The 23,891-nt window shown below is 36.5% G+C and carries 20 protein-coding genes and 1 tRNA gene; 18 read left to right on the top strand and 3 right to left on the bottom strand.

Annotated elements, in window-relative coordinates:
• Positions 1–77 precede the first annotated feature (77 nt).
• Both BZG01_RS10485 and BZG01_RS10480 read right to left on the bottom strand, forming a co-directional pair.
• The gene (locus BZG01_RS10485) at positions 78–1,301 is read right to left on the bottom strand and encodes an aminotransferase-like domain-containing protein (protein WP_101309784.1); all 1,224 of its coding nucleotides are present in this window, start codon (positions 1,299–1,301) and stop codon (positions 78–80) included.
• Positions 1,302–1,461: 160 nt separating this feature from the next.
• A complete protein-coding gene (locus BZG01_RS10480) occupies positions 1,462–2,979 on the bottom strand; it encodes an adenylate/guanylate cyclase domain-containing protein (protein ID WP_180327281.1) in 1,518 nt (505 codons plus the stop codon).
• A 192-nt stretch (positions 2,980–3,171) separates the two neighbouring features.
• Here BZG01_RS10480 and BZG01_RS10475 point away from each other — a divergent pair, with 192 nt between their 5' ends.
• From BZG01_RS10475 to BZG01_RS10455, 5 genes are all read left to right on the top strand, one after another.
• Positions 3,172–3,999 carry a universal stress protein gene (locus BZG01_RS10475; RefSeq protein ID WP_101309782.1) on the top strand — a complete coding sequence of 276 codons (828 nt, stop codon included), beginning with the start codon at positions 3,172–3,174 and terminating at the stop codon, positions 3,997–3,999.
• An 84-nt stretch (positions 4,000–4,083) separates the two neighbouring features.
• Entirely contained in the window at positions 4,084–4,665 is a 582-nt protein-coding gene (locus tag BZG01_RS10470; RefSeq protein ID WP_101309781.1) for a non-canonical purine NTP diphosphatase, read from the top strand.
• A gap of 57 nt (positions 4,666–4,722) precedes the next feature.
• Positions 4,723–7,005, top strand: a complete 2,283-nt coding sequence (gene porZ, locus BZG01_RS10465; RefSeq protein WP_101309780.1) for a type IX secretion system anionic LPS delivery protein PorZ — start codon at positions 4,723–4,725, stop codon at positions 7,003–7,005.
• Positions 7,006–7,016: 11 nt separating this feature from the next.
• Positions 7,017–7,751 (top strand): DNA repair protein RecO, encoded by a 735-nt coding sequence (gene recO, locus BZG01_RS10460; RefSeq protein ID WP_101309779.1) that lies wholly within the window; start codon positions 7,017–7,019, stop codon positions 7,749–7,751.
• An 84-nt stretch (positions 7,752–7,835) separates the two neighbouring features.
• Positions 7,836–7,907: transfer RNA gene (locus tag BZG01_RS10455), tRNA-Arg, on the top strand.
• A gap of 1,288 nt (positions 7,908–9,195) precedes the next feature.
• Here BZG01_RS10455 and BZG01_RS10450 read toward each other — a convergent pair.
• Positions 9,196–10,083, bottom strand: coding sequence for a helix-turn-helix domain-containing protein (locus BZG01_RS10450; RefSeq protein WP_101309778.1), 888 nt, complete (start codon positions 10,081–10,083; stop codon positions 9,196–9,198).
• A gap of 179 nt (positions 10,084–10,262) precedes the next feature.
• On the opposite strand from BZG01_RS10450, the gene BZG01_RS10445 reads away from it, so the two are divergent.
• From BZG01_RS10445 to BZG01_RS10385, 13 genes are all read left to right on the top strand, one after another.
• Entirely contained in the window at positions 10,263–11,345 is a 1,083-nt protein-coding gene (locus BZG01_RS10445) for an alpha/beta hydrolase (protein ID WP_101309806.1), read from the top strand.
• 13 nt (positions 11,346–11,358) lie between these two features.
• The gene (locus BZG01_RS10440; protein ID WP_101309777.1) at positions 11,359–12,195 is read left to right on the top strand and encodes an oxidoreductase; all 837 of its coding nucleotides are present in this window, start codon (positions 11,359–11,361) and stop codon (positions 12,193–12,195) included.
• Between the two features lie 31 nt (positions 12,196–12,226).
• Complete coding sequence (locus BZG01_RS10435; RefSeq protein WP_101309776.1) at positions 12,227–13,078, top strand: aldo/keto reductase; 852 nt, start codon at positions 12,227–12,229, stop codon at positions 13,076–13,078.
• 29 nt (positions 13,079–13,107) lie between these two features.
• Positions 13,108–14,154, top strand: a complete 1,047-nt coding sequence (locus tag BZG01_RS10430) for an alpha/beta hydrolase (protein WP_101309775.1) — start codon at positions 13,108–13,110, stop codon at positions 14,152–14,154.
• Between the two features lie 27 nt (positions 14,155–14,181).
• A complete protein-coding gene (locus BZG01_RS10425) occupies positions 14,182–14,628 on the top strand; it encodes a nuclear transport factor 2 family protein (protein ID WP_101309774.1) in 447 nt (148 codons plus the stop codon).
• 26 nt (positions 14,629–14,654) lie between these two features.
• A complete protein-coding gene (locus tag BZG01_RS10420) occupies positions 14,655–15,842 on the top strand; it encodes an aldo/keto reductase (RefSeq protein ID WP_101309773.1) in 1,188 nt (395 codons plus the stop codon).
• Positions 15,843–15,859: 17 nt separating this feature from the next.
• On the top strand, positions 15,860–17,506 hold the full coding sequence (locus tag BZG01_RS10415; protein ID WP_101309772.1) for a carboxylesterase/lipase family protein: 1,647 nt from the start codon (positions 15,860–15,862) through the stop codon (positions 17,504–17,506).
• Between the two features lie 36 nt (positions 17,507–17,542).
• Positions 17,543–18,283, top strand: a complete 741-nt coding sequence (locus tag BZG01_RS10410) for a carboxymuconolactone decarboxylase family protein (protein WP_101309771.1) — start codon at positions 17,543–17,545, stop codon at positions 18,281–18,283.
• Positions 18,284–18,314: 31 nt separating this feature from the next.
• On the top strand, positions 18,315–18,800 hold the full coding sequence (locus BZG01_RS10405; RefSeq protein WP_218973077.1) for a cupin domain-containing protein: 486 nt from the start codon (positions 18,315–18,317) through the stop codon (positions 18,798–18,800).
• A 15-nt stretch (positions 18,801–18,815) separates the two neighbouring features.
• Positions 18,816–19,802, top strand: a complete 987-nt coding sequence (locus BZG01_RS10400; protein WP_101309770.1) for an aldo/keto reductase — start codon at positions 18,816–18,818, stop codon at positions 19,800–19,802.
• Between the two features lie 352 nt (positions 19,803–20,154).
• The gene (locus BZG01_RS10395; RefSeq protein ID WP_101309769.1) at positions 20,155–20,811 is read left to right on the top strand and encodes a PQLLE family protein; all 657 of its coding nucleotides are present in this window, start codon (positions 20,155–20,157) and stop codon (positions 20,809–20,811) included.
• A 399-nt stretch (positions 20,812–21,210) separates the two neighbouring features.
• Positions 21,211–22,335: an outer membrane protein assembly factor BamB family protein gene (locus tag BZG01_RS10390; protein WP_101309768.1), complete on the top strand. Its 1,125-nt coding sequence runs from the start codon at positions 21,211–21,213 to the stop codon at positions 22,333–22,335.
• Positions 22,336–22,509: 174 nt separating this feature from the next.
• Positions 22,510–23,202 carry a hypothetical protein gene (locus BZG01_RS10385; protein WP_101309767.1) on the top strand — a complete coding sequence of 231 codons (693 nt, stop codon included), beginning with the start codon at positions 22,510–22,512 and terminating at the stop codon, positions 23,200–23,202.
• Positions 23,203–23,891 lie beyond the last annotated feature (689 nt).

Below are 23,891 nucleotides of genomic sequence, written 5' to 3'. Positions count from 1 at the left end.
TTCTCATTGTAAGGTGAGAATTTAGGATTTATAATTATTATAGAAAAGTGTTCAATCTTTCGAAAAAGATCAAACGGTTACGCATTCACTTTGTTATTCATCAACATTTTAATTGATTCAGCCAAACGCTGTACACCAATTCTGCTGTGCTCTTCATCAACATACGAAAAGTTAATTCTCATTGTATTCTTCCCACTGCCATCGCAGTGAAAGGCAGATCCCAATACAAAGGCAACATTTTTCTGAATGGCAATTTCAAACAGATCTTGTGCATCCATATTTTCCGGTAAGTTAAGAAAAAGAAACAAACCACCCTCAGGTTTTGTCCAGGTAACACCTTTCGGCATAAATTCTTCGAAAGCGTCAAGCATAACATCACGTTTGCGGTGATACATCTCAATTATTGTTTTTAAATTCTTATCAAACAGTCCTTTTTCAAGATATTTAGCAGCAATTTTTTGAACAAAAGGGGACGTGCACAAATCCGTAGATTGTTTTGCTTTCACAAATTTGTCGATGATTGCCTCATGAGCGATTACCCAGCCAATTCTAAATCCGGGAACGAATATTTTAGAGAAGGTTCCAAGTGCAATTACATGTCCCGAATTATCAAGCTCGAACATCATTTTCTGATCTTTTCCTTCGAATCGTAGTTCTCTGTAGGGACTATCTTCGATTATAATAATATTGTATTTTTTAGCTATTGCAATGATTTCAAGTCTTCTGAATTCAGGCATTGTGATTCCTGCAGGGTTTTGAAAATCAGGAATTACATATATAAACTTTGGTAGTTCGCCTTTTTCCAGCATTTTTGCCAGCGTTTTCTCCAATAAATCGGAACGCATTCCAAATTCATCAAATTTGATTCCGACGGGAGTGGCTCCGTAGCTCGAAAAGGCACCCAGTCCACCCAGATAGCTAGGTAATCCGCAAATAAAATGATCTCCTCGGTTCAGAAAAATTTTACCTGCCAAGTCGAGTCCTTGCTGCGAAGAGGTAAGAATCACCAGATTATCTGAAGAGATAGTTAATCCTTGCTTCTGATATCTTTCAGTTAAAATTTCACGAAGTTTTGTATCTCCTTCGGTAGCTCCATACTGCAGGGCCGCATCTCCATCTTCTTCTAAAACTTCATTGCTTATTTGTTTTAATTCTTCGATAGGAAAGGTGTTGGGAGCAGGAAGTCCCCCGGCAAAAGAGATAATTTCCGGTTTCTGTGTCAACTTTAACAATTCTCTGATAACAGATCGTTTCATGCTTTTCGCACTATCAGAAAGAATGTCTTCAAGATTTGTAATCATTATTTCCCCCTTTTTAAAATGGTTTTATTTGATGAAATGCTCAAGTAATATCTCACTATTAAATTTACGTTTTTTAAGGGGAAAGGCAATTAAATCGAAAACAAAAAAGGCTATTTTGATTGTAATTTATAATCAATATGTCTGAAAAGAAGAAAATTAATTAAATCAATTCCCGAAGTTTATCGAGTTGTCGTATTTTATTTACATCTCTCATGTTGCGGGCTGTTTCGGTAAAATATTGATGATTTTCAATAAATTTTATCTGAAGACGGTTCCAATCATCAATACTTTTAATTTTACCATGCTCTTTTAGTTCCCGGTACAGATTGCCCGAAACAGGAATAAAGTCAGTGCGGCCCAGATAATCTAAATCAGCGTCGCAAATAATCATTTCTAGATTTGTTTTTGGCTGTGGCGGAAATTTGGTGTGCATGATCAGATTGGAAATTTCATTGATTTGCTGCTCAGAATAGAAATATTTTGGAAGTATGTGCCGTGCCATTTTTACACTGCACTCTTCATGTTCATTATAGGAAAGAATAAAACCGGTGTCATGAAACAATGCGGCAGTCTTTATAATTAGCATTTCAGCATCGGAAAGGCCCTCTTTCCGGCCAATTATTTCAACTTCGGTAATAACATCAATGGTATGTTTTAAATTGTGATAGTAAAGGTTTTTGGGCAGCTCATTTTCCAGTTTGGTAAGAATAGCTTCTTCCAGATCATCATAGCGAAGCATCTGAAACTGAGTCTGGAAATGCTGGTTAGGAACCAATCCTTTTAAATCGCTTGACATGTTGGGCTTAAATCCTTTAACAAAGTACATATCAATATTTCCTTTATACTTCACAGGCATCCTACCTCTGTATTCACAGATAAAGAAATCTTTAATGAGCATATAGGTCATACCCGAAATATTTATTTCGCTAACCGATCCTGACGACTCCATTCTGCTGGCCGTATTTACAGTGTCGCCCCAAATATCGTAACTTACTTTTTTAGTGCCAACAACCCCTGCAATTACAGGACCTGTATGAACTCCAATCCGCAATCCCCAGATGGCTTTTTTACCTGCTTTAGAGTTTATTTTCATACTTTTCATGTATTGCTGAATCTCCATAGCAGCCAAAATTACCTCAATTGGGTTTGTTCTGTTTTTATTGGGAATACCGCCGGCACACATGTAGGCATCACCAACTGTTTTTATTTTTTCGATATTAAATTTCTCTACGATTGTATCGAAGTGCATAAAAAACTTGTCTAACTCATCAATCAGATCTTCCGGATTCATTTGTTCAACAATTTTTGTGAATCCATGAATATCCGAGAACAAAACAGTAACCATCCGGAATCTTCTGGAGCTTACTTTTCCGGTTGATTGTAATTCTTCTGCTGTTTGTTGAGGCAATAGGTTGGAAAGAAGTTTTTCCGCTTTGTCTTTTTGCAGAATTATCTCTTGATTTTTATCGTAAAATTCATTTTCAATCTCTTCTTTCTGTTTTTTAAGTTTCCTTCTGTACCATAAATACATCAAAGCAAGAAGAAACAGCTGTAAAACAGCTAATACAATCATGTTCTCAGAAATAAAATTCAACGCATTTTCTCTTAAAGTTATCAGTAATCCTGATGTGTAATCAGCTGAATGTGAAAACATTATATTAAGAGAGGCCTGAATCATTAGCTGCAAATTAAAATACATGGTAAACAATGGTAATAAAAATAGCCAAGAATTTTTAAATAATCGTCTTAAGCTTAAATTAATACGAATAATATCAGACTCCGTTAAAATTTGCTAGTTTAGTAGAAAATAGCTAAATTGTAACACGGTTATGTTAAAACTATTTACGACTGTCCTCTTTTACTTTAAACTATGGAAAACACTAAGAGATCAATACTTGTGGCCTGGGATTTTTCGACTGTCGCAGAGTACGCATTGGAACACGCTTTGATATTTGCTGAAAATGTTGATGCAACGGTTACTTTACTTCACATTGTCAAAAAAGGTTCTCAGATTGATGAAGCCAATGCAAAAATGGCCGAAGCAGCTATGCAAATCGAAAAAGAGAGGGGAGTTCGCCCTGAGGTGATTGTTCGCGAGGGTAGTATTTTTACATCGATTAATGATATTGCTAAAGAAATGAATTCCATGTTGGTGCTTATGGGTACTCATGGTATTAAAGGAATGCAAAAGCTTACCGGTAGTTGGGCGCTGAAGGTTATTGTCGGGTCACGCGTACCTTTTGTTGTGGTGCAGGCTCCTCCTGTTCAAAAGAAATATTCATCGGTAGTATTGCCTGTCGACTTTAAAAAGGAAAATAAGGAGAAATTAAGCTGGGCTGAATTTTTAGGCAAATTCTTTAAAGCGAAAATGCGAATTATTACGCCTAAGATTCCTGAAGGTCAAATGCTTCAGAGAACAAAGGCAAATCTTGTTTTTGCGAAAAAGTATTTGGAAAACAGAGGTATTGATTATGAAATTGATACAGCTGATGGTGGCAATGATTTTGCAATGGAGACAGTCGATTTTGCGAAAAAAATTGATGCAGATATCATTTTAATCATGACTACCAAGAACATATCGTTTCAGGACTATATGTTGGGAGCACATGAGCAGTTTGTGATCGCCAATTCGGCTCATATTCCTGTAATGTGTGTGAATCCGAGAACTGATCTGGCTAAATACGGCAGTTTTTATTAAAGCATGAATTTGAAATTTATATATTTGAGCAACGGTTGTATGACCGTTGTTTTTTTATATCCTTAAATTGATAAAAAAGTAAATATGAAGCTTGTTTTTGCAACCAATAACCTAAACAAACTAAAAGAACTGCAAAATCTTTTAGGAGAAGAAATAGAACTGTTAAGTTTGGCAGATATTAATTGTAACGATGAGATTCCGGAAGATCATGAAACTCTCGAAGAAAATGCAAGTCAAAAAGCCCGTTATATCTTCAATAAATTTAATGTGAATTGCTTTGCCGATGATACGGGATTGGAAATAGAATCATTAAATAATGAACCAGGTGTTTATTCTGCCCGATACGCTGGTGAAGAACGGGATGCCAAATCCAACATGAAGAAGGTTCTTGAGAACCTAAAAGGGGTCGAAAATCGAAAATCAAGATTTAGAACGGTAATTTCTTTATTAATTGATGGTAATGAGATTCAGTTTGAAGGTATAGTTGAAGGAAATATCCTTGAAAAAGAGCGCGGAATTGATGGTTTTGGTTACGATCCAATTTTTGAACCAATAGGATATGATATTTCATTTGCCGAGATGGATATGACAGAGAAAAACAAAATCAGCCACAGAGGTTTGGCTGTACGTAAACTGGTAGATTATCTGTTGAGCCATAAGAGATAAAGTCTGCTCTTTTAATTAAAAATTTAAAGTATACTTTCTTGCTAATAAAAGTATTGTATGAAGCTGCGAATCCGATATGTTTTCTCTTTTTTACTAGTCATATTTGCTTTGAGTGCTCAAAGCCAGATAAAGATTGGTGAATGGAGGGAACATTTGCCATATCAAAAAGCGAAAAGCCTGCTTACTGGTGGTGAAAATTTGTATTGCCTGACTGAGTCCGGTTTGTTTTCTTATTCCTTAAGCGATAATGAAATAGCAGCTTACAGTAAAACAAAAGGCTTGTCGGAATCGGAAATTTCAGCAATTGCGTTGGTAGAAAGTTCTCAAAGTCTTTTGATTGGATATGAAAGCGGAAATTTGGATGTAATTTCAGATGGAAACATTCATAATATTTCGGCTATCAAAAATTTCAACTTGGTGGAGAACAAGTCCATCAATTCGATGACTGCAAACGGTAATTTTGTCTATTTGGGAACTGATTTTGGAATAGTGGTCATTAATTTGGATAAAATGGAAGTCGCCGACACCTATTTTATTGGAGCAGGAGGTGAAAAGTTAGTTGTTAATGACATCAAAATAAATTCATCTGCAATATGGGCGGCAACCGATCAAGGCATTTTTAAAGCAGATTTATCTTCGGGTAATTTGGCCGATTTTAATAATTGGGAGCAAGAGCAGGGGATTTCTGAATATCAAAGAAAATGTGAACATCTGCAATTTATTGATGGAGATGTTATTGTAAGTCGTTTTGTGTCCGAAACAGCAAGTGAGTTGTATCGGTACCGCAATGGCAGTTGGTCTAACTTTTTCGGAAGTCTTGATCGTATTTATTCCATTCGAAATATTAACAATAGCCTATGGGTAATTCAAGCCGGCAAAATCCGGATTTTTAATTCGAACGGGATTGAAAACGAAGTTTTGGAATACTCGGGTATTACTGAAATGCACGATGCTTTGGTTGTTGATGGACGAACGTTTGCTGCTGATTATCAGAAATCATTACAGGAGATAATTGGGAGTCGTGCGAATCAAATTAAACCGGATGGCCCGCTGAGCCGCAATATATCCAATATTTTTTCGGCAGCAGAACAAACGTGGGCAGTGGACGGAGGTGTAACAGCTTCTTATGATGGTTCTGGAGAGAAAGCCGAATTGTTTTTGTTCGAAAATCAGGAATGGACTAATTATTCAAAAGAAAATACCCCTTCGTTCAGCAATAAGTCTGATTTATTGAGACTCACAAACAATAAAAGAGATCGATCGCTAATTTATGCAGCCAGCTGGGGCGACGGAATATTTGTATTTAAAGACAATGAATATCAAGTCAATTGGAATTTTGAAAATTCGCCTCTTGGCACGAAAGGAATTAGTGGAATGGATTCAGATTCGGATGGCAATCTTTGGATTTTAGATGCCAATTCATCTGCGCCGGTAAAAATTCTTTCACCTGTCGGAGAATGGACTTCATTAAGTTATTCAACCTTAGCCAATCGGGCAGATATGCAAAAGATTGTGTGTCTTAAGAATGGCGATAAATGGGTTTTAAATTCGCCTGAACAAGCTCTTTTCGCATTTTATGAGAATGGGACACTTTCCAATACGGATGATGATGCGCTGGCTTCTTTCTTTGTTAGGGATGAAAATAACTCAAGCATAGGTTCGAAGGTTTATGATTTAATTGAAGATGAGAAAGGGGATGTTTGGTTGGGAACTTCAAGTGGAGTGGCTGTTTATATGAATCCGGGGAATATTTTCAGGACGGGGAACTTTTTTGCTTATCAGCCTATAATTACCATTGATGGTTCCACTCAGTTTTTGTTAGGAACGGAAAGTGTGAATGCAATTGCTTTGAACGGAGCCGATCAAAAATGGTTGGGAACAGCGAATTCCGGCGTTTTCCTGATTTCAGAGAACGGAGATGAACAATTGGTACATTTTACAAATGAAAACAGCCCTTTGCCTTCGAATACAATTCAGAGAATATCGGTAAACCCAGGAACAGGAGAAGTCTTTTTTGTGACTGATAAGGGAATGGTTTCTTATAAAGGTGCGGTGACTGCAGGAACAGAATCGTACAACAATCTCTATGTTTATCCGAATCCTGTTCGGGAAACCTATCACGGAGATGTTGTGGTAAGCGGTTTAATTGCAGAATCGACGGTAAAAATTACCGATATTAGCGGTAATTTGGTGATGGAAGGAAAATCGGGCGGAGGACAGTTCATTTGGGATGGGAAAAACTTCAATGGATCGCGCGTTCATACAGGTGTATATCTTATTTTCTGTTCCAATTCCGATGGATCTAAATCGAAGGTGATTAAATTACTATTCATTCATTAAATTAAATTCTGATGATTCATAAGACCAAAGGAATTGTTCTGAATCAGATTAAGTATGGTGAAACCAGCTTGATTGTTCAGGTGTATACCGAAAAGTTTGGTCGTCAGTCATACATGGTGAAAGGTGGAAGATCCAAAAAATCAAGTATGAAAAGTAATTTGTTTCGTCCGTTTTTTCTTTTGGAAATGGAAGTTTATCATCGCGAAGGAAAGAATATTCAGTCGATAAAAGAAGTACGGCTTTGCGAGAATCTAAACAATTTGGTTTTTGATGTTTACAAAAGCACAATGGTTCTGTTTCTTACCGAAGTGTGTTCCAAAGTGCTTCGGGAGGAAGAACAGAATCAGGAACTATTTGTATTTCTGTACAATAGTATACGTTACCTTGATCTTACCGAAGAATCTATTGGACGATTTCATTTGTATTTTTTAAGTAAGCTGACACGTTTCCTTGGTTTTTACCCTCAGCTCAATTGGTCGGATCGAAAAGCTTTTTTTGATATGGATAATGGCTCTTTTGTGGAGGAAGACAGGATACATGCACATTGTCTTGAAAAATGCTTAAGTCGAAAGCTTTATTCTTTATTCTCTACTTCAATTGATCTTGTTAAAGATTTAAAAATGAGCAAAGAAGATGTGAATGTGCTTTTGCGCGCAATTTTGAACTTTTACGCCCTTCAAATCGATGGTTTTAGCAATTTAAAATCCTTATCGGTGCTTCATGAGCTGTTCCAGGAAGAGGAATAATCTGTACCTATTTTTTATTTATTTAAAAGCTTTCTGCAATTGTTTTGTTGATTAGCAAGATTTGAATATTTTTGCATGTCTTTTGGCCCCATAGTTCAAGGGATAGAACAAGTGTTTCCTAAACACTAGATACAGGTTCGAGTCCTGTTGGGGCTACTAAAACGCTTATCATCACACAGTTATAAGTGTTTTTGTTTTGATACTGTTTCAGTTCCATTCTTAACAAGCAAATTCCTCGGAAAAATATTACTTCTTTAGAGAACAATTTAGGCATGTTACACCTAGTTGACGGCTTAAATATGCCAAATCCCTACAATTTATAGATTCATCCTGAAAGTTCTTTAGAATTGCATAAATCCCGCTTAATTTTCATTCCGTTATCTAGTCATAAATTTATTTTCCATTCCGTTTTCTTTTGTTGGAATAGTAAGCATCATACCAACTTGCTAGGAGCAATCCGAAGATGTGTAATTGCCTGATTATTTATATTTGTAATTGAGCCAACTGATATTTTGAACTTCTGGAAATTGAGATGAACCATTAAAATATTACTTGGCTTTTTTTATATCCTGCGAAACGGTTAAGCGATCTGGATAAAAACTAGATAAGACCTAGATAAACACCCCTTAAAACCGCTTTATCATAGCTCTATTTGTAGGTTTCATTCTCTGTAAGGGCTTATTGTACTAGAGAAATAGAATTTTACACCAAATTAATTTGTTTTGCTATCAGAAAGATCGTTTAAGTAGGATAAACGATCGAGATAGAAGCGGGATAAGTGATCGGGATAGGAACTAGATAAGATCGGGATAAATACCCCTTAAAACCCCTTTATTATAGCTCTATTTGTAGGCTTTACTTTCTGCAAGAGCTTATTTCCCTAGAGAAATGGGAATTTCTACCAAATTGATTTGTTTTGCTGTCAGAAAGATCGTTTAAGTAGGATAAACGAGCGAGATAGAAGCGGGATAACGACATATTTAAGGTATGATTTATTTGTATTGAAAAGATGACAGGTTTGACAGTATGATTCTTAGTTAAGATTTAATACTTTAGCACAAGTTTAGGTTTCATTACATTGATGACACAAATCTCATTTATACACTTACACATGTAAATTAGCTGTGTAAGTGTATGTTTTAAGATCGATAAAAGAAATATAAATGTACCTACACATTCACAATCGTTGTATGCAAGTGTAAAGAACCGACACGACACATTGAAATTTGATTGAATAAATTACAAAAAACGGACTGACAGGATTAGCACTCCGTGGATAGGGCGGTGCAATTTGATGGGAATTTATTTTGTTTTTTCTCCCCCCCCGCAAAAGAAGAAAGAAACCCCGCCCACAAAACAACACATTTGCAAACCGCTGCAAGCCAACCCAGCATCCAAAGTTTGCAAAAGAGTTGTTTTTTTTGCTGACACACCCAGTGCCAGCTTAATTCATATTCCGATATTCATTGGGAGTATATCCAACTCGCTGTTTAAATAAGCGATTAAAATGTTGCGGATATTTAAAGCCTAATTCATAGGCTACTTCACTTATTGATTTATTTGTATCAAATACTCTTTCTTTAGCAACTTCAATTACTTTGTTCTGTATGTATTCTTGTGCCGATTTTCCGGTTTCCTTTTTTATTAAGTCACCAAAATAATTGGCAGATAAATTGAGTTGTTCAGCACAAAATGAAACATTAGGTAATCCAATATTTTGTGCTTGGTCGCTTTGGAAATATTCATCTAATAGATTTTCAAACTTCTCTAAGGTTCCTTTGTTAACATCTTCACGAGTAATAAATTGCCTGTCATAAAAACGTTCGCAATAACTTAAAAATAATTCAATATTTGTTGCAATTACTTTTTTACTGTGTTTATCTACACCCGCTTGTAATTCATTCTGAATTTTTGCAAATAAATCGAGTACTAATCCCCTTTCTTTTTCAGATAGATGCAATGCTTCATTGGTATTATAACTAAAGAAGTGATATGACTTAATACTTTTCCCAAGTGTTGTACCATGTAATAAATCAGGATGAAATACCAGTCCATGTCCCATGGGTTGATAGGGTTCCGTTTTATTGGCTACATCAACAACTTGTCCGGGAGCAATAAAAACCAAAGTCCCTTTTTGATAATCATAGGTGTTGCGACCATATATCAAATCCCCACACTTCACATCTTTAAGGAAAATACAATAAAGCCCAAAGTACATTTTTTTTCCTGTCCTAATTTCAGCCTTTGAGAAATCTAATACACTAACCAAAGGGTGAAATGTCTCATGATTATTGAAATCATTATAATCACTTACTGTCTCAAAATTTATCATAGCAAATTGATTTCATGTAAATTATAAAACAAATTTACGCAATAAATAATAGCAATAAACACTTCATTACCCATATCTGTAATATTGGTTACGAATGCAGTAATCTATATACAAACCATCTTATGAAATAGCCATAATTTTGTATTGTAAGAAATTAAGTCGGATAAATGAATTTAATTATGAATAGAAAAACAAACAAAATAAGAATTGTAAAATTGATGTTGGTTTCCATATCAATGTTGATTTTTATTAGTTGCTCTAATACGGATAACCTTATTTTAATAAAAGAGCAAGGCAGTTTCGCTGTCGGTGGCACTATGAAATCAAATCCAGGAACCTTTGATGCAATCAAAAGAACACCAGAAGGCCAGACTTTTCATGGTGACCATGCTTATGTATTTTATCAGATACCTAATGAAGCGCACAAATATCCATTGGTGATGTGGCATGGTATAGGACAATTTTCAAAAACATGGGAAACTACTCCAGATGGAAGAGAAGGTTTTCAAAATCTGTTTTTAAGGAAAAAGTATAGTGTTTACTTATTAGACCAACCACGTCGTGGTAATGCCGCACGAAGTATGGAAGAAGGAACAATTACACCTACGCCTGATGAGCAATTTTGGTTTAACACTTTTCGTGTTGGTGAGTGGCCTGATTTTTTCCCGGGTGTACAATTTTCCCAAGATAAGGAAACACTAAATCAGTATTTCAGACAAATGGTTCCCAATGTTGGGCCGATTGATATAAATTTAAATGTTGATGCTGTTTCTGCTTTATTTGATAAAATTGGTGAAGGAATTCTTGTTACGCATTCGCATTCTGGAGGAATGGGTTGGCTTACAGCTATTAAAAACCAGAATATCAAAGCTGTCGTTTCTTACGAACCCGGAAGTGGTTTTGTATTTCCAATGAGTGAAATCCCAGCGCCAATGGAAAGTTCAGCTGGTCCGCTTCATCCTGTGGAAGTTTCAATGGAAGATTTCATGGAGTTAACTAAAATTCCAATCATCATTTATTATGGCGATTATATACCTGAAAAACCAGATTCAAATCCGGGAACAGATGGATGGAGAGTAAGACTTGAAATGGCAAAACTTTGGCGTGATGTTGTTAACAAATATGGTGGTGACGTAACTGTGGTTCATTTACCCGAAATCGGCATAAAAGGCAATACACATTTTCCAATGTCCGATTTAAATAACAAACAAGTAGCAGATGTATTGTCTGCTTGGTTGCAAGAAAAAGGATTAAATAAATAAAATTCAAATAGAAATGAGTACATCAAATAAAAACTGGTTAATTACCGGGTGTTCAAGTGGACTTGGACGAGCTTTCGCACAAGAAGTGTTAAAAAAAGGATTCAATGCTGTGATAACTGCACGCAACCCTAAAGATATTCAAGATATTGTTGAAGATTATCCGAAAACATCTTTGCCATTAGCACTGGATGTTACCAAAAAGGAACAAATTAAGCGTGTGATAGAACAGGCAGAAGCAAAATTTGGGACTATTGATGTATTGGTTAACAATGCAGGTCATGGATATCGTGCAGCGGTTGAAGAAGGTGATGAAAATCGAGTTGAAGAACTCTTCAATACCAACTTTTTTGGCACTGTAGATATGATAAAGGCAGTATTGCCCGGTATGCGCAAACAAAAATCAGGGACTATTTTCAATGTGTCTTCTATAGCAGGACGTTATTCTAATCCAGGGTCAGGTTATTATTCTGCTACCAAATTTGCAGTAGAAGGTATGTCTGATGCACTTAGTAAGGAAGTTGCACCATTAGGCATTAGAGTCATCGTAGTCGAGCCGGGTGCTTTTCGTACCGATTTTGCAGGTCGTTCTCTAATGGGAACTACAACAGAAATTTCAGACTATAAAGAAACTGCCGGTAAACGAAGAAAAGAAAATGACCACACACACGGAACTCAGCCGGGCAACCCGAAGAAAGCTGCGCAAGTTATTATCAAAATAGCCGAAAGTGAAGTAACGCCATTCCGCTTGTTGTTAGGAACAGATGCCATACAGTTAACTCGTTCCGAATTGGAACATCAGATTAAAGAATTGGACGATTGGAGAACAATCAGTTCAAGTACAGATTATTAAATAGAAATTCAGAATAATTAACAAGAAAAATATGAAAACAGTAAAATTAAATACCGGCATTGAAATGCCAATACTTGGTTTTGGAGTATTCCAAATGGCAGATTTAAAAGAGTGTGAAAACAGTGTATTAACAGCTATACAAACAGGATATAGATTAATAGATACGGCGGCAATTTACCTTAACGAGACTGCTGTTGGCAATGCCATCAAAAGAAGTGGTGTTACCAGAGAAGAACTATTTATTACCACTAAACTTTGGGTACAGGATACAGGGTATGAGAAAACTAAAGCTGCCTTTGAAAAATCATTGAAAAAACTGCAACTCGATTATCTTGATTTGTATTTGATACACCAGCCTTACGGTGATGTTCACGGTTCGTGGAGAGCTATGGAGGAATTATATAAAGAAGGAAGAATTAAAGCTATTGGTGTTAGTAATTTTCATCCCGACAGAGTTATGGACATGATAGTTCATAATGAAATTGCTCCGGCTGTAAATCAAATTGAAACACATCCTTTTAACCAACAAATTGAAGCACAGAAATTCTTAATTGAAAATGGTGTGCAACATCAATCATGGGGGCCATTTGCAGAAGGGAAAAATAATCTTTTCACCAATGAGTTGTTAGCCGGAATTGGTGCAAAGTATAACAAGTCAGTAGCTCAGGTTGTGCTTCGTTGGCTAACACAACGTGGAGTAGTTGTTATCCCAAAATCAGTTAATAAAGAAAGAATTGAGCAGAATTTTAATAGCCTCGATTTTGAACTGTCAACCGATGATATGGGTGCAATTGCAACACTGGATATGAAAGCAACAAGTTTCTTCGACCACCGTGACCCTGCAATGGTTAAATGGCTTGGGGAGAGTAAGGCTGACCTTTAGTCCCGTTCTAATCCTTAAAAATTAGAGAAATGAAAATAGTAAAACAAATTTTGACAGCTATTCTTATGACAACAAGTATAATTGCTTCGGCTAAAAATAAAATAGACAATCCGTTTGGACTTGTTTATAAGAATGCAATAACAGAGAATGCAAAAGGAAAAGTAAATATTCACCCGATAAGTTATAAATTGAATGGAATTGATATTGCAGCCAATGTTTATACTCCTGCAAATTATGACCCATCTAATAGTTACCCAGCCATTGTGGTAGCGCATCCAAATGGTGGGGTTAAAGAACAAGTTGCAGGTTTGTATGCACAACGTTTAGCCGAATTAGGCTATATCACCATTGCTGCCGATGCATCCTATCAGGGAGCAAGCGGTGGAGAACCTCGAAATGTTGATAAACCTGCCAATCGCATTGAAGATATACGTGGAATGGCAGATTATATAACACAATATGAGGGTGTCGATTATGAAAGGCTTGGTGCATTAGGAATTTGTGGTGGTGGTGGCTATACTTTAGCTGCTGTGCAAACAGATAAACGCTTTAAAGCAGTGGCAACACTAAGTATGTTTAATTCAGGGATTGTCAGAAAAAACGGATTCAGGGATTCACAGTTGGAATCTATTCAGGAACGATTGGAGCTTGCATCAAAAGCTAGGGCGCAAGAAGTTGCAACAGGTCAGGTACTATATACCGCTGACACAAAAATCACCGATGAAATAGCGGATAAAATGCCTTTTGATTTGTATCGTGAAGGACATTACTACTACGATGTTACCTATGCTCATCCCAATTCAACATTTAGGTACACCATGAGCAGTTTAATTGATTTAATGGCCTTTGATGCAACTACGAACATGGCGTTAATTAATCAACCATTATTAATGATGGCCGGAAGTAAAGCTGATACTTATTACATGACAGAAGATGCTTTTAAGAAAGCAACCGGAACTACTGAAAAAGAATTATACCTTATCCCAAATGCCACGCACATACAAACCTATTATATTTCAGAGTATGTAAATCAGGCAATGGATAAACTCAATGAGTTTTTTGGAAAGAATTTGTAAAATAATCATTCACTAAAACCAACTGATATGAAAAAACTAAGTACCGTATTCTTCTTAATTCTTATTTCAATGCAGTTTTCAATTGCTCAGAATACAGAAAGTGATAAGGAAATCATTCAGCTTTCAAAAGATAAATGGCAATGGATGTCGGATAAAGATGTCGACAAACTAAGTAAGCTGTTTCACGAAAAAGCTGTGTTTGTTCACATGGGTGGAGCTTGGGGAACAGAACAGGAACTTAATATTATTAAAGAAGGTGGTATCTGGTACAAGAAAGCTGATATTCACGAAGTATCTGTAAATATTATTGACAATACCGCCATCCTGTTAAACCGGATTGATTTATTAGCCGAGGTTGGAGGCAACGAGGTTACCAATCCATTTGAAGTTACAGAGGTGTATATAAAGCAAGGTGAAAACTGGATGTTAGGTTCTCTGTCATTCACAAAATTGCTAACTCCCGGAGGTCATTAATACATTGCATTTAAACTTGTTTTGCCATGAAAAACTCAACGAATAATAAATCAAATCAGGGAATTAATCGTAGGAAGTTCTTTAAATCAGGGGCTGCGATGGCTGGTGGTACATTGCTGGCTACAGCAATAGGTGCTAATAATGTTTTCGGAAATAATTCAGTAAACAAGAAAGTTAAATCCAATCCAAATACATCAGGATTGAGCCATCGCAAGCTCGGAGGAACACTAGAGGTTTCTAGTGTTGGTTTGGGGGTTCAGAATATGAGCCGGACATATCAAACAACCATTCCAACACGTTCAGAGATGCTTAATATCATCCGTAATGCTTACGATGATGGGGTAACTTTTTTTGATTCGGCTGAAGCTTATGGGCCTTTTGAAGTAGAAAGAATCTTAGGGGAAGGAATTAAGCCTTTTCGTAATAATATTGTAGTTGCAACAAAGTTTGGTTGGAATATCGACCAGGAAACAGGACAACGCTTACCGGGATTAAATAGTAAGCCAGAACATATCAAGATAGTTGTGGATGGCATGTTAAAACGACTTCAAACTGACCGAATTGATTTATTGTATCAACATCGTGTTGACCCACAAGTACCTATTGAAGATGTTGTTGGTGCAATTAAAGACCTTATTAGAGAAGGAAAAGTGTTGCATTATGGCCTTTCGGAACCAGGCATTCAAACTGTTAGAAGGGCACATAAAGAGCACCCGGTTACAGCTATTCAAAATGAACATTCTTTATTATATCATGGGTCAGATAAGGATATTATTCCATTGTGTGAAGAGTTGGGAATTGGTTTTGTTCCTTGGAGTCCGCTTGGTGTAGGTTTCCTTACAGGTGCTATTGATGCTAATACTCATTTTGCGCAGGGCGATATTCGTGGTGCAGAGTCCAGGTTTTCAACTGAAAATTTACCTAAGAATTTAGTACTAGTCGATTTATTGAAAAAGTGGGGAGAAATAAAACAAGCAACACCTGGTCAAATTTCTCTTGCTTGGTTACTATCTCAAAAACCTTGGATAGTGCCTATACCCGGTACAACACAAATGGCACACATGCGGGAAAATATAGGTGCAGATGCAACCAAATTCTCAAATGACGAATGGAACCAATTCAATCAGGAAATAGAAAACATTGAAATAGTTGGAGAACGACTGCCTGAGTCTGTGTTGCAATTATCAAAAGTAGAAGCTCCTTTAAAACAGTAATGTAAATAATCCGGATTATGAAAAAATTACTCCCAATTTTTGCCGTCATACTAAGTTTTAGTTTGTATGCACAACAACCAACTGTTTCTGGTTCTTCAGGGGAAGAACCAATCGTAAAAACAAGCTCTGGAATTATACGTGGTTTAACAGAAGGAGAAGTTTCTATCTTCAAAGGTATTCCCTATGCAGCTCCGCCAATTGGAGAATTTCGCTGGCGACCACCACAGCCTGTAAAGGTATGGGAAGGAATACGTGATACCAAGGAGTATGGTTTTAATTGCGCACAAGGTGGATGGGGAGCTGCTCCCGGAACTATTCAGGAAGGCTCTTCCGAAGATTGTTTATATCTGAATTTATGGATGCCTGCCGGAACTAAGGCGGATGCAAATCTTCCCGTTATGGTTTGGATTCATGGGGGCGGTTTTACAGGAGGAAGCGGTGCAGGTGAGGCTACTTCGGGTGAAGAATTTGCCAAACAGGGCGTAATTTTAATGACCTTTAATTACCGACTTGGTCGTTTAGGACACTTTGCATTTCCTGCATTAAGCAAAGAACATCCCGAAGAACCGAAGGGAAGTTATGCCTTTATGGATATGATTGCTGCACTAGAATGGGTACAGAAGAATATAGCTGCTTTTGGAGGTAATCCTGATAATGTTACCATTTTTGGTCAATCTGCCGGAGGGGTTGCAGTACATTCACTAATGACAATACCTGATGCTCATGGACTTTTTCATAAAGCAATAAGTCAATCAGGAGGTGGGCGTGATGGTGTTTTAACAGGCAGGCCAATAAACAGAGATAATGTGGATGCGCTTTATCCGGTTTCAGCAGAAACCATCGGTGTTAATTTTGCACGGAAGCATGGTATTGAAGGAACTGACGAAGTTGCACTTGCTAAATTGCGTGCCTTAAGCGTGGAAGAAATAGTAGATGGTGGTCAGGAAAATTATGGACAAAATGGCCAAAGAATTTATCCTGGCCCTATTCTCGATGGACAGTTTGTGGTTGAAACTGCCGAAAGTGCATACAATTCTGGACGACAAGCAAAAATCCCTCTAATGATAGGAAGTTGTAGTGGTGAAATTGGTGGTACGTTTATTAGTTTAAGTGATTCAAAGGAAGCATTGTTTTTACAGTTTGGAAAATTACAAGATGAAGCAAAAATGATTTATGACCCCGATGGAACTAATGAATTTAATCATGTGATTACAAAGTTCAACACTGATTGGGTATGGGCTGAACCGGGGCGTTTTGCTGCAAGAACTTTTATTGTAAACGGAGAACCTGCTTATATGTATCAATTCGCATACGTTCCTGCCTCTATGAACGAGAGGATGAAATATGGTGCTGGGCACGGTTCAGAAATTGAATATGTATTTAATAAACTAAATGCACGTTGGGGTAATCCCAAAACTACACTTGAAGAAGAACAATTGGCTAAGATAATGAATACTTATTGGTCAAATTTTGCCAAGACTGGAAATCCTAATGGTGAAGGTTTGGCTTCTTGGCCTCAATACAATACTAAAAGTGAAGAAATTCTCCTTATTGGTTCTAACGGCCTGCCAATAGCTACTACAGACCCTTCTAAAGCAAGATTAGATTTAATTGAAAAGGCAATGAAGTTCCGGTCGCAAGTCCAATCACAAGGTGGTTTTTGAGGAGCAAAATGAAATATTAATCATAAAATATTTGTCATGAAAGTAAAAAACACAATCAGCTCTATGGTGGCTATAACAGCAATATTTTGCTTATTCGGTAATGTGTATGGTCAAAATATAAATAAATCTGAAGAATTTCTAACAACAAAGCAGAAAAGTGTCATCCCAATTGCTGCATATACAGGAAAAGGGGAACTCTTACAGTTAAAATTTGCTTTGCATAAAGGGTTAGATGCTGGATTAACTGTTAATGAGATTAAAGAAGTAATTGTCCATTTATACGCCTATTGCGGTTTCCCTCGTAGTATCCGAGGATTGCAAACTTTTTTGGAAGTTCTTGAAGAACGAAAATCAAAAGGCATTACCGATAAAATTGGTGCGGAAGCATCTCCTGTCAGCAATGAAAAAAGTAAATACGACCGTGGCAAAGCTAATCTTGAAGAATTAATAGGAAGACCTTTAGGTAATACGCAAAGCGGTTATGCTGCTTTTGCTCCGATAATTGAGTTTTTTTTGAAGGAACATTTATTTGCCGATATATTTGATCGTGATGTATTAACTTTTGCTGAACGAGAATTGGTTACTGTGTCTGTACTTAGTAGTATTGGAGGTGTTGAGCCAATGCTTCGTTCTCACCTTGCAATTTGCATGAATTTAGGGTACACACCAGAACAACTGAACGAATTTGTCAACATTATAAAATCCGATATTGGTAAAAAAGAAGCAAAGGCTGCACAAGCCGTCTTAAATGAAATATTGCAAACTAAAAAGGAATAGTTTGTAAAACAGTGAATAAAAACTAGATACAATGAAAAAAATATTAGAAATCATTCTTATAGGCTTGACTTTGATGATTACAGCTTGCAACTATAAACAAGATAAAGCGACAAACGCAATTAGTGAATCCGTTTTCCCCAAAGGTGAAATATTGAAAAGCAACAATTTCACAGGAACGGTATGGTTAAAAATGATGGGAGCATCCGATACATCATTGCATGCAGCTTATGGCAATGTAACCTTTGAACCCAAAGCCAGAACCAATTGGCATTCGCATCCGGGAGGACAACTACTCTTTATCACGAAAGGAAAAGGATATTATCAGGCAAAAGGTGAAACCGCTCGATTATTACGAGCTGGTGATTTTGTGGAGATACCACCCAATATTGAGCATTGGCATGGTGCAGCTCCCGAAAGTGAATTTGCACATATTGCCATTAGTTTGAATACAAATTTAGGAGGGGCTGAATGGAAAAGTGCAGTTTCAGAAACGGAATATTTAAACGCTACAAAATAAAAAACTCATACAAAAATGGATAAACGTAAAATAGGAAACCAAGGATTGGAAGTATCTCAAATGGGATTAGGCTGTATGGGGTTAAGTTATGGATACGGAGTGCCAACAGAAAAAAAAGAAGCCATTAAGTTAGTAAGAAAAGCCTATGAACTAGGCATCACTTTCTTCGATACGGCTGAAATATATGGCCCATTTCTGAATGAAAAAGTTGTAGGAGAAGCATTAGCTCCGTTTCGCAACGATGTAGTTATCGCCACGAAATTTGGGTTTAATTATGTTGATGGTAAACCTGCCGGGTTAAACAGCAAGCCTGAATATATTCGTCAAAGGGTTGAAGGTTCTTTGAAACGTCTGAATGTAGAAACTATAGATTTGCTCTATCAACATCGCATTGACCCCAATGTTCCGATTGAGGATGTGGCTGGAACAGTGAAGGATTTAATCCAGGAGGGTAAGGTGAAATATTTTGGAATGTCGGAAGCAGCAGTTAGCAATATTCGCAAGGCTCATGCCATACAACCAGTATCTGCCTTACAAAGCGAATATTCCATGTGGTGGCGTGAACCTGAAACAAAAACTTTTGATACTTTGCAAGAATTAGGGATTGGTTTTGTGCCGTTTAGCCCTTTAGGGAAAGGCTTTTTGACCGGTAAAATTGATGTGAATACTGAATTTTCGAAAGATGACTTCCGTAATGGTATTCCCCGTTTCAAAGAGGAAAACCGACTGGCCAATATGGCTTTAGTGAATTTGGTAAAACAGATTGCTCAGCAAAAAGATGCCACTCCTGCGCAGGTTGCCTTAGCATGGATTTATTTACAAAAATCTTGGATTGTTCCCATTCCTGGCACAACTAAAATTAGTCGTTTGGAAGAGAATACTGCTTCAGTAGGTGTGCAATTAACCTCAGAAGACTTAAATGGAATTCAAGAGGCTATTGCAAAAATTGATATAGCAGGCCATCGTTACTCTGATAGTAGTGAAAAAATGATTGACAAATAATTCTAAATTACAATCAAACTAATGCGTATATATTCAACACTTTTCATAAAGGTAATTTAGTTGAGTATCTATCGTTATATTTAGAATTCAGTTCTAAAATTTAGGAGAAAGAAAAGCAGTTTCAACCTGCTTTGTTAAGAAGCAAAAGGAATGTAATCGGAAGCAAGGACAATGTAAGTCGAAGCAGCCCAACTACAAGAGGAAGCAATAGAACTGTAAGCCGAAGCAATACAATTGCAACGCGAAGCAACGCATATGTAGCTGGTAGCAGAGCAGATGTAAGTCGAAGCAACCAAATTGTAATTATTAATAACCCGTTTGCTGTAATGGCAGACCTTAAAAATTAAATTTTATGGCAACTAGACCGAAAAATTCCGAAGCTGATACATTAGAGCTTTATCGAGTAGCGTTAGAAAATGCAGAAACACAGTCAGAAATTGCAACAGTTATGGCAGAGTTAGGCTACGACTCCGCAAAAATCACAGAAGGTAAAACCCTTTTGACTGAAACACGTTCAGCTTACGATTTCAACAAAACCGAAGATGACGAATCCTCTGCTGCTTCGGCAGCATTCTCCGACAAAAAAGCAGAATTGGAGAAAGTTTTTAAACTTCAACGCAAAAAAGCAAAGGTTATATTCCGTAACGATAGTTTGACAGCCGATAAATTGGCAATTTCAGGAGAAATGCCAAGGACTTACATAAAATGGTTAGAAGCTGCAAAGAAATTCTATAGCGTAGCAACCACCGATACAGCCATTCAGACCAAATTGGCAAGATTAGCAATTACCGCTGACTCTTTAACAGCCGCAAACACATTGATTACTGAACTGGAAGCAGCCAGAGCAGAATACTTAAAAGAAGTTGGAGAATCACAAGATGCAACAAAAGCCAAAGATGCAGCCTTTGCAAAGATGGATGATTGGATGAGCGAGTTCTACGCAGTGGCACGGATTGGATTAGAAGATAATCCACAGCTATTAGAAGCATTAGGAAAAGTAGTAAGATAATTACGGGAAAGCCCACCCTATTTGTAAGCACATTGGCAAGTCACAAAAGCCACGCTCAGACCAAAACTTGCAAAAGAGCTTACAAAGCCAGCCCTAAGTACCGCCTTTAAGGGCGGTTTGGGATTCCCCTCCCTCAAAAAACAAAATAAATTCGTGCTTCGAATCAAGGTCAGTGCAGATTGATTAAGATAAAAGATTAGATTTGTAAAAACTTGAAACAGATTGACTTTGAACAATAAACACCAGCATACAACACTTTGTATAAGTAATGGCAGGTGATGTGGTAAATATCAAGGTTTGTAGCCCGCTTAAACTGTGTAGCGGTTTGACAGGAAAGAAGCCCGCAATCTGCCACTACTCATACAATTTACCGTTACATAACATGAAAAACAACAAAAGATGAAACCTATCTACTTTATTATTTTGACTATACTGTTATATTCATGTAATGGTCAAAAAAACACTGATAGCAATAATGATTCTCAAGTTTCTAAGTCTAACGAAGGAGCATACCTATATGCATTAGATTTTGAAACAGGCAAAGAAATTTGGAAATACAAAACCGATGAAGTTGCTACAGGAGCATCATCTGATTTAAAATCGGTATATTTTGGAGGAGGTAACTCCTTTTATTCTGTACAAAAAGATAATGGAGAACTTCAATGGAAAGTTGAACTTGATTCTCGCATCGGGTGTACACCAATTTCTGATTCTGCGTATGTTTATTTTTTCTCTGAAAATGGTATTATTTATTCATACGAAAAGAAAACACACAAAGAGGTTTGGTCTATTAATACAGAAAGTTCTATTATCAATTTTAGTATTGGAGAAAATAGTATCTATGCTCCGTATAAATCTAAATATTTAATATCTATCAATAAGGAAACAGGGATAATAAATTGGCAATTTAATTCTATAAAATCTCCAATAAATAAAGCACTTGAATACCAAAACAAAGTGATTTTCAGCAGTGATAACAATATGATGTATTGCCTCAACAAAAACAATGGTGAATTACTTTGGGAGTGGGATGCAAAAAAAACATCTCCTGCATCCCCAGTACTCTATGATAATAAAATATATTTAGGACATTTAGCTAATCACATTTTTTGTATAAATCCTGATATTGGAAGTATAGATTGGAAATATCAGACAACTGGCTCCGTTCTTTCAAACCCAACAATTGAAAATAGTATTTTGTATTTTGGAGCAAATAATAAAACATTTATAGCTTTATCTCTAAAGACTGATGAAATAATTTGGGAATACAAAACTGATTATTGGATTATGAGCGAAGCTAAGATTGTAGATAATAGAATTTATTTTGGTGGAGCTGGTGGAAACATTTACTGTTTAAATAAAACAAGTGGTGACTTGATTTGGAAATATCAAACAAATGGACCTTTAGATATTACAAACCCTATCTTAATTGATGGGAAAGTACTTTATTCAGGAAGTAAAGATGGATTTAAGGTAATGATGGAGGGGAATGAATATGACATGAGAACCATATATTCAAATTAATTACGTTATGTAACACTGTATATACAAAATGGGCGAGATTGCAGTAAATTCAAGGGTTGTAGCCCGCTTTAAATTTTCACGGTCTGATAAGTTTGAAGCCCGCAATCGCCCACATTTGCATATACTTGTCCGTTAGCTGCAAGTTGTGATACTTGCACAAATTAAATTAACAAGATGATAGATATTTGCAGAGAATATAGTAAAAGATTGGGGAATGATGTCGGATGGATGACTCAATTGATAGAGAGAGGAAATGAATCAATGATAAAATCGGCTGTTCCTAAATATAAATCTCAAATGCATTCACTAAATAATCAAGCTGTCCGAGCTTCATATAAAATGCAGATTATTTATATAGTAAATCTGTTTGAATCATTTATACAAGATTACATCGGTTTCAAAGATGGTTTGACAGAATATGATATGAGTAAAAAAGATTTTTGGAAACAATATCTGAGTTCGGTAATAAAGAAATGGAATACATCCTGTAAAGATAAAAATGAAGCATATAATAATTCTACTTCATTTATGAATATTCGCTACTCTTTATTCATTTTAAAAGACAAATATAATTTAGATTTCCCATCCTACTTAACACCTGTAATCCCTGAGCTTGGAAGTCTTAGAAATTGCTTAGTCCATTATGACGGTGATCTAAATCGTATGGATAAGGGTGGGTTTTTATTTAAGGAAACTCTCAAAGAAACTCTAAAACTATTGCAAATGAATAACATTGAAAATCGTTTAGACAATTTGAATAATAATAATTTCATCAATACTGTGACTTTTGATTTGCAAACATTTGTTGATTTATGTGGCGGACGGATAACTAGACAAAAAGCACATGATGAAGAGATGACTAAATGATAGAAAACCAACAGCTAACAAAAGCTATATGTAATGCGGGTTCAGCGGGTAAATCAACCGCAGTTCTTTGTTGCAACATCGCCAAATCTTTGATTTGTCAATTTATAATTTGAATTAATGTAAATCAAAGTTTTGGCTAAGTGCGGGTTTGAAAGTGAAATGCTACTATGACCCGCAAAACACATAGCAAGCCCGTCAGACTGTCTAAAAAGGTAAAACTTGATAGCAATTTATTTAGATTAATTAGAGAGATTGCCGTAAAACCCAATATTCAATGAATATTTATAAGGGGGACAAATAAGGGTATATTCACCTGAGGGGAATAGCTCAAAATGCTGATAAAGAGTTGTTAGCGAGTTTGAAATTGGGTTCTGTTGGGGCTACCAAGAAAATCCTCCTAAGTACATGCTTAGGAGGATTTTTATTTTTGGGTCTCAAAGCGCTTTTGTGTTTATTATTTCAAAGATTAAAATGTCTGTTTAGTTGAATATTATAGGTTTGTCAAATTGGAATTTGAGGATCGATGATAAAGATACTCCCGCTTGTGCGCGATTGTATCGGTTTCATAAAATTTGTTGGCAAACTGTCATCTAGCAAGTTGGAAACAGGAATTTCTGTTGGCAAAAATACTCTCAGTGATTAAAACTGGCTGAAACCACGTGGCAAAATGCTCCCGACGAGCAGATTTG

It is taken from the genome of Labilibaculum manganireducens, from assembly GCF_002843385.1.
GTDB classification, from domain to species: Bacteria; Bacteroidota; Bacteroidia; order Bacteroidales; family Marinifilaceae; genus Labilibaculum; species Labilibaculum manganireducens.
The sequence above is the reverse complement of the archived record's forward strand: the minus strand, read 5'-3'. Positions and strand labels throughout refer to the sequence as shown.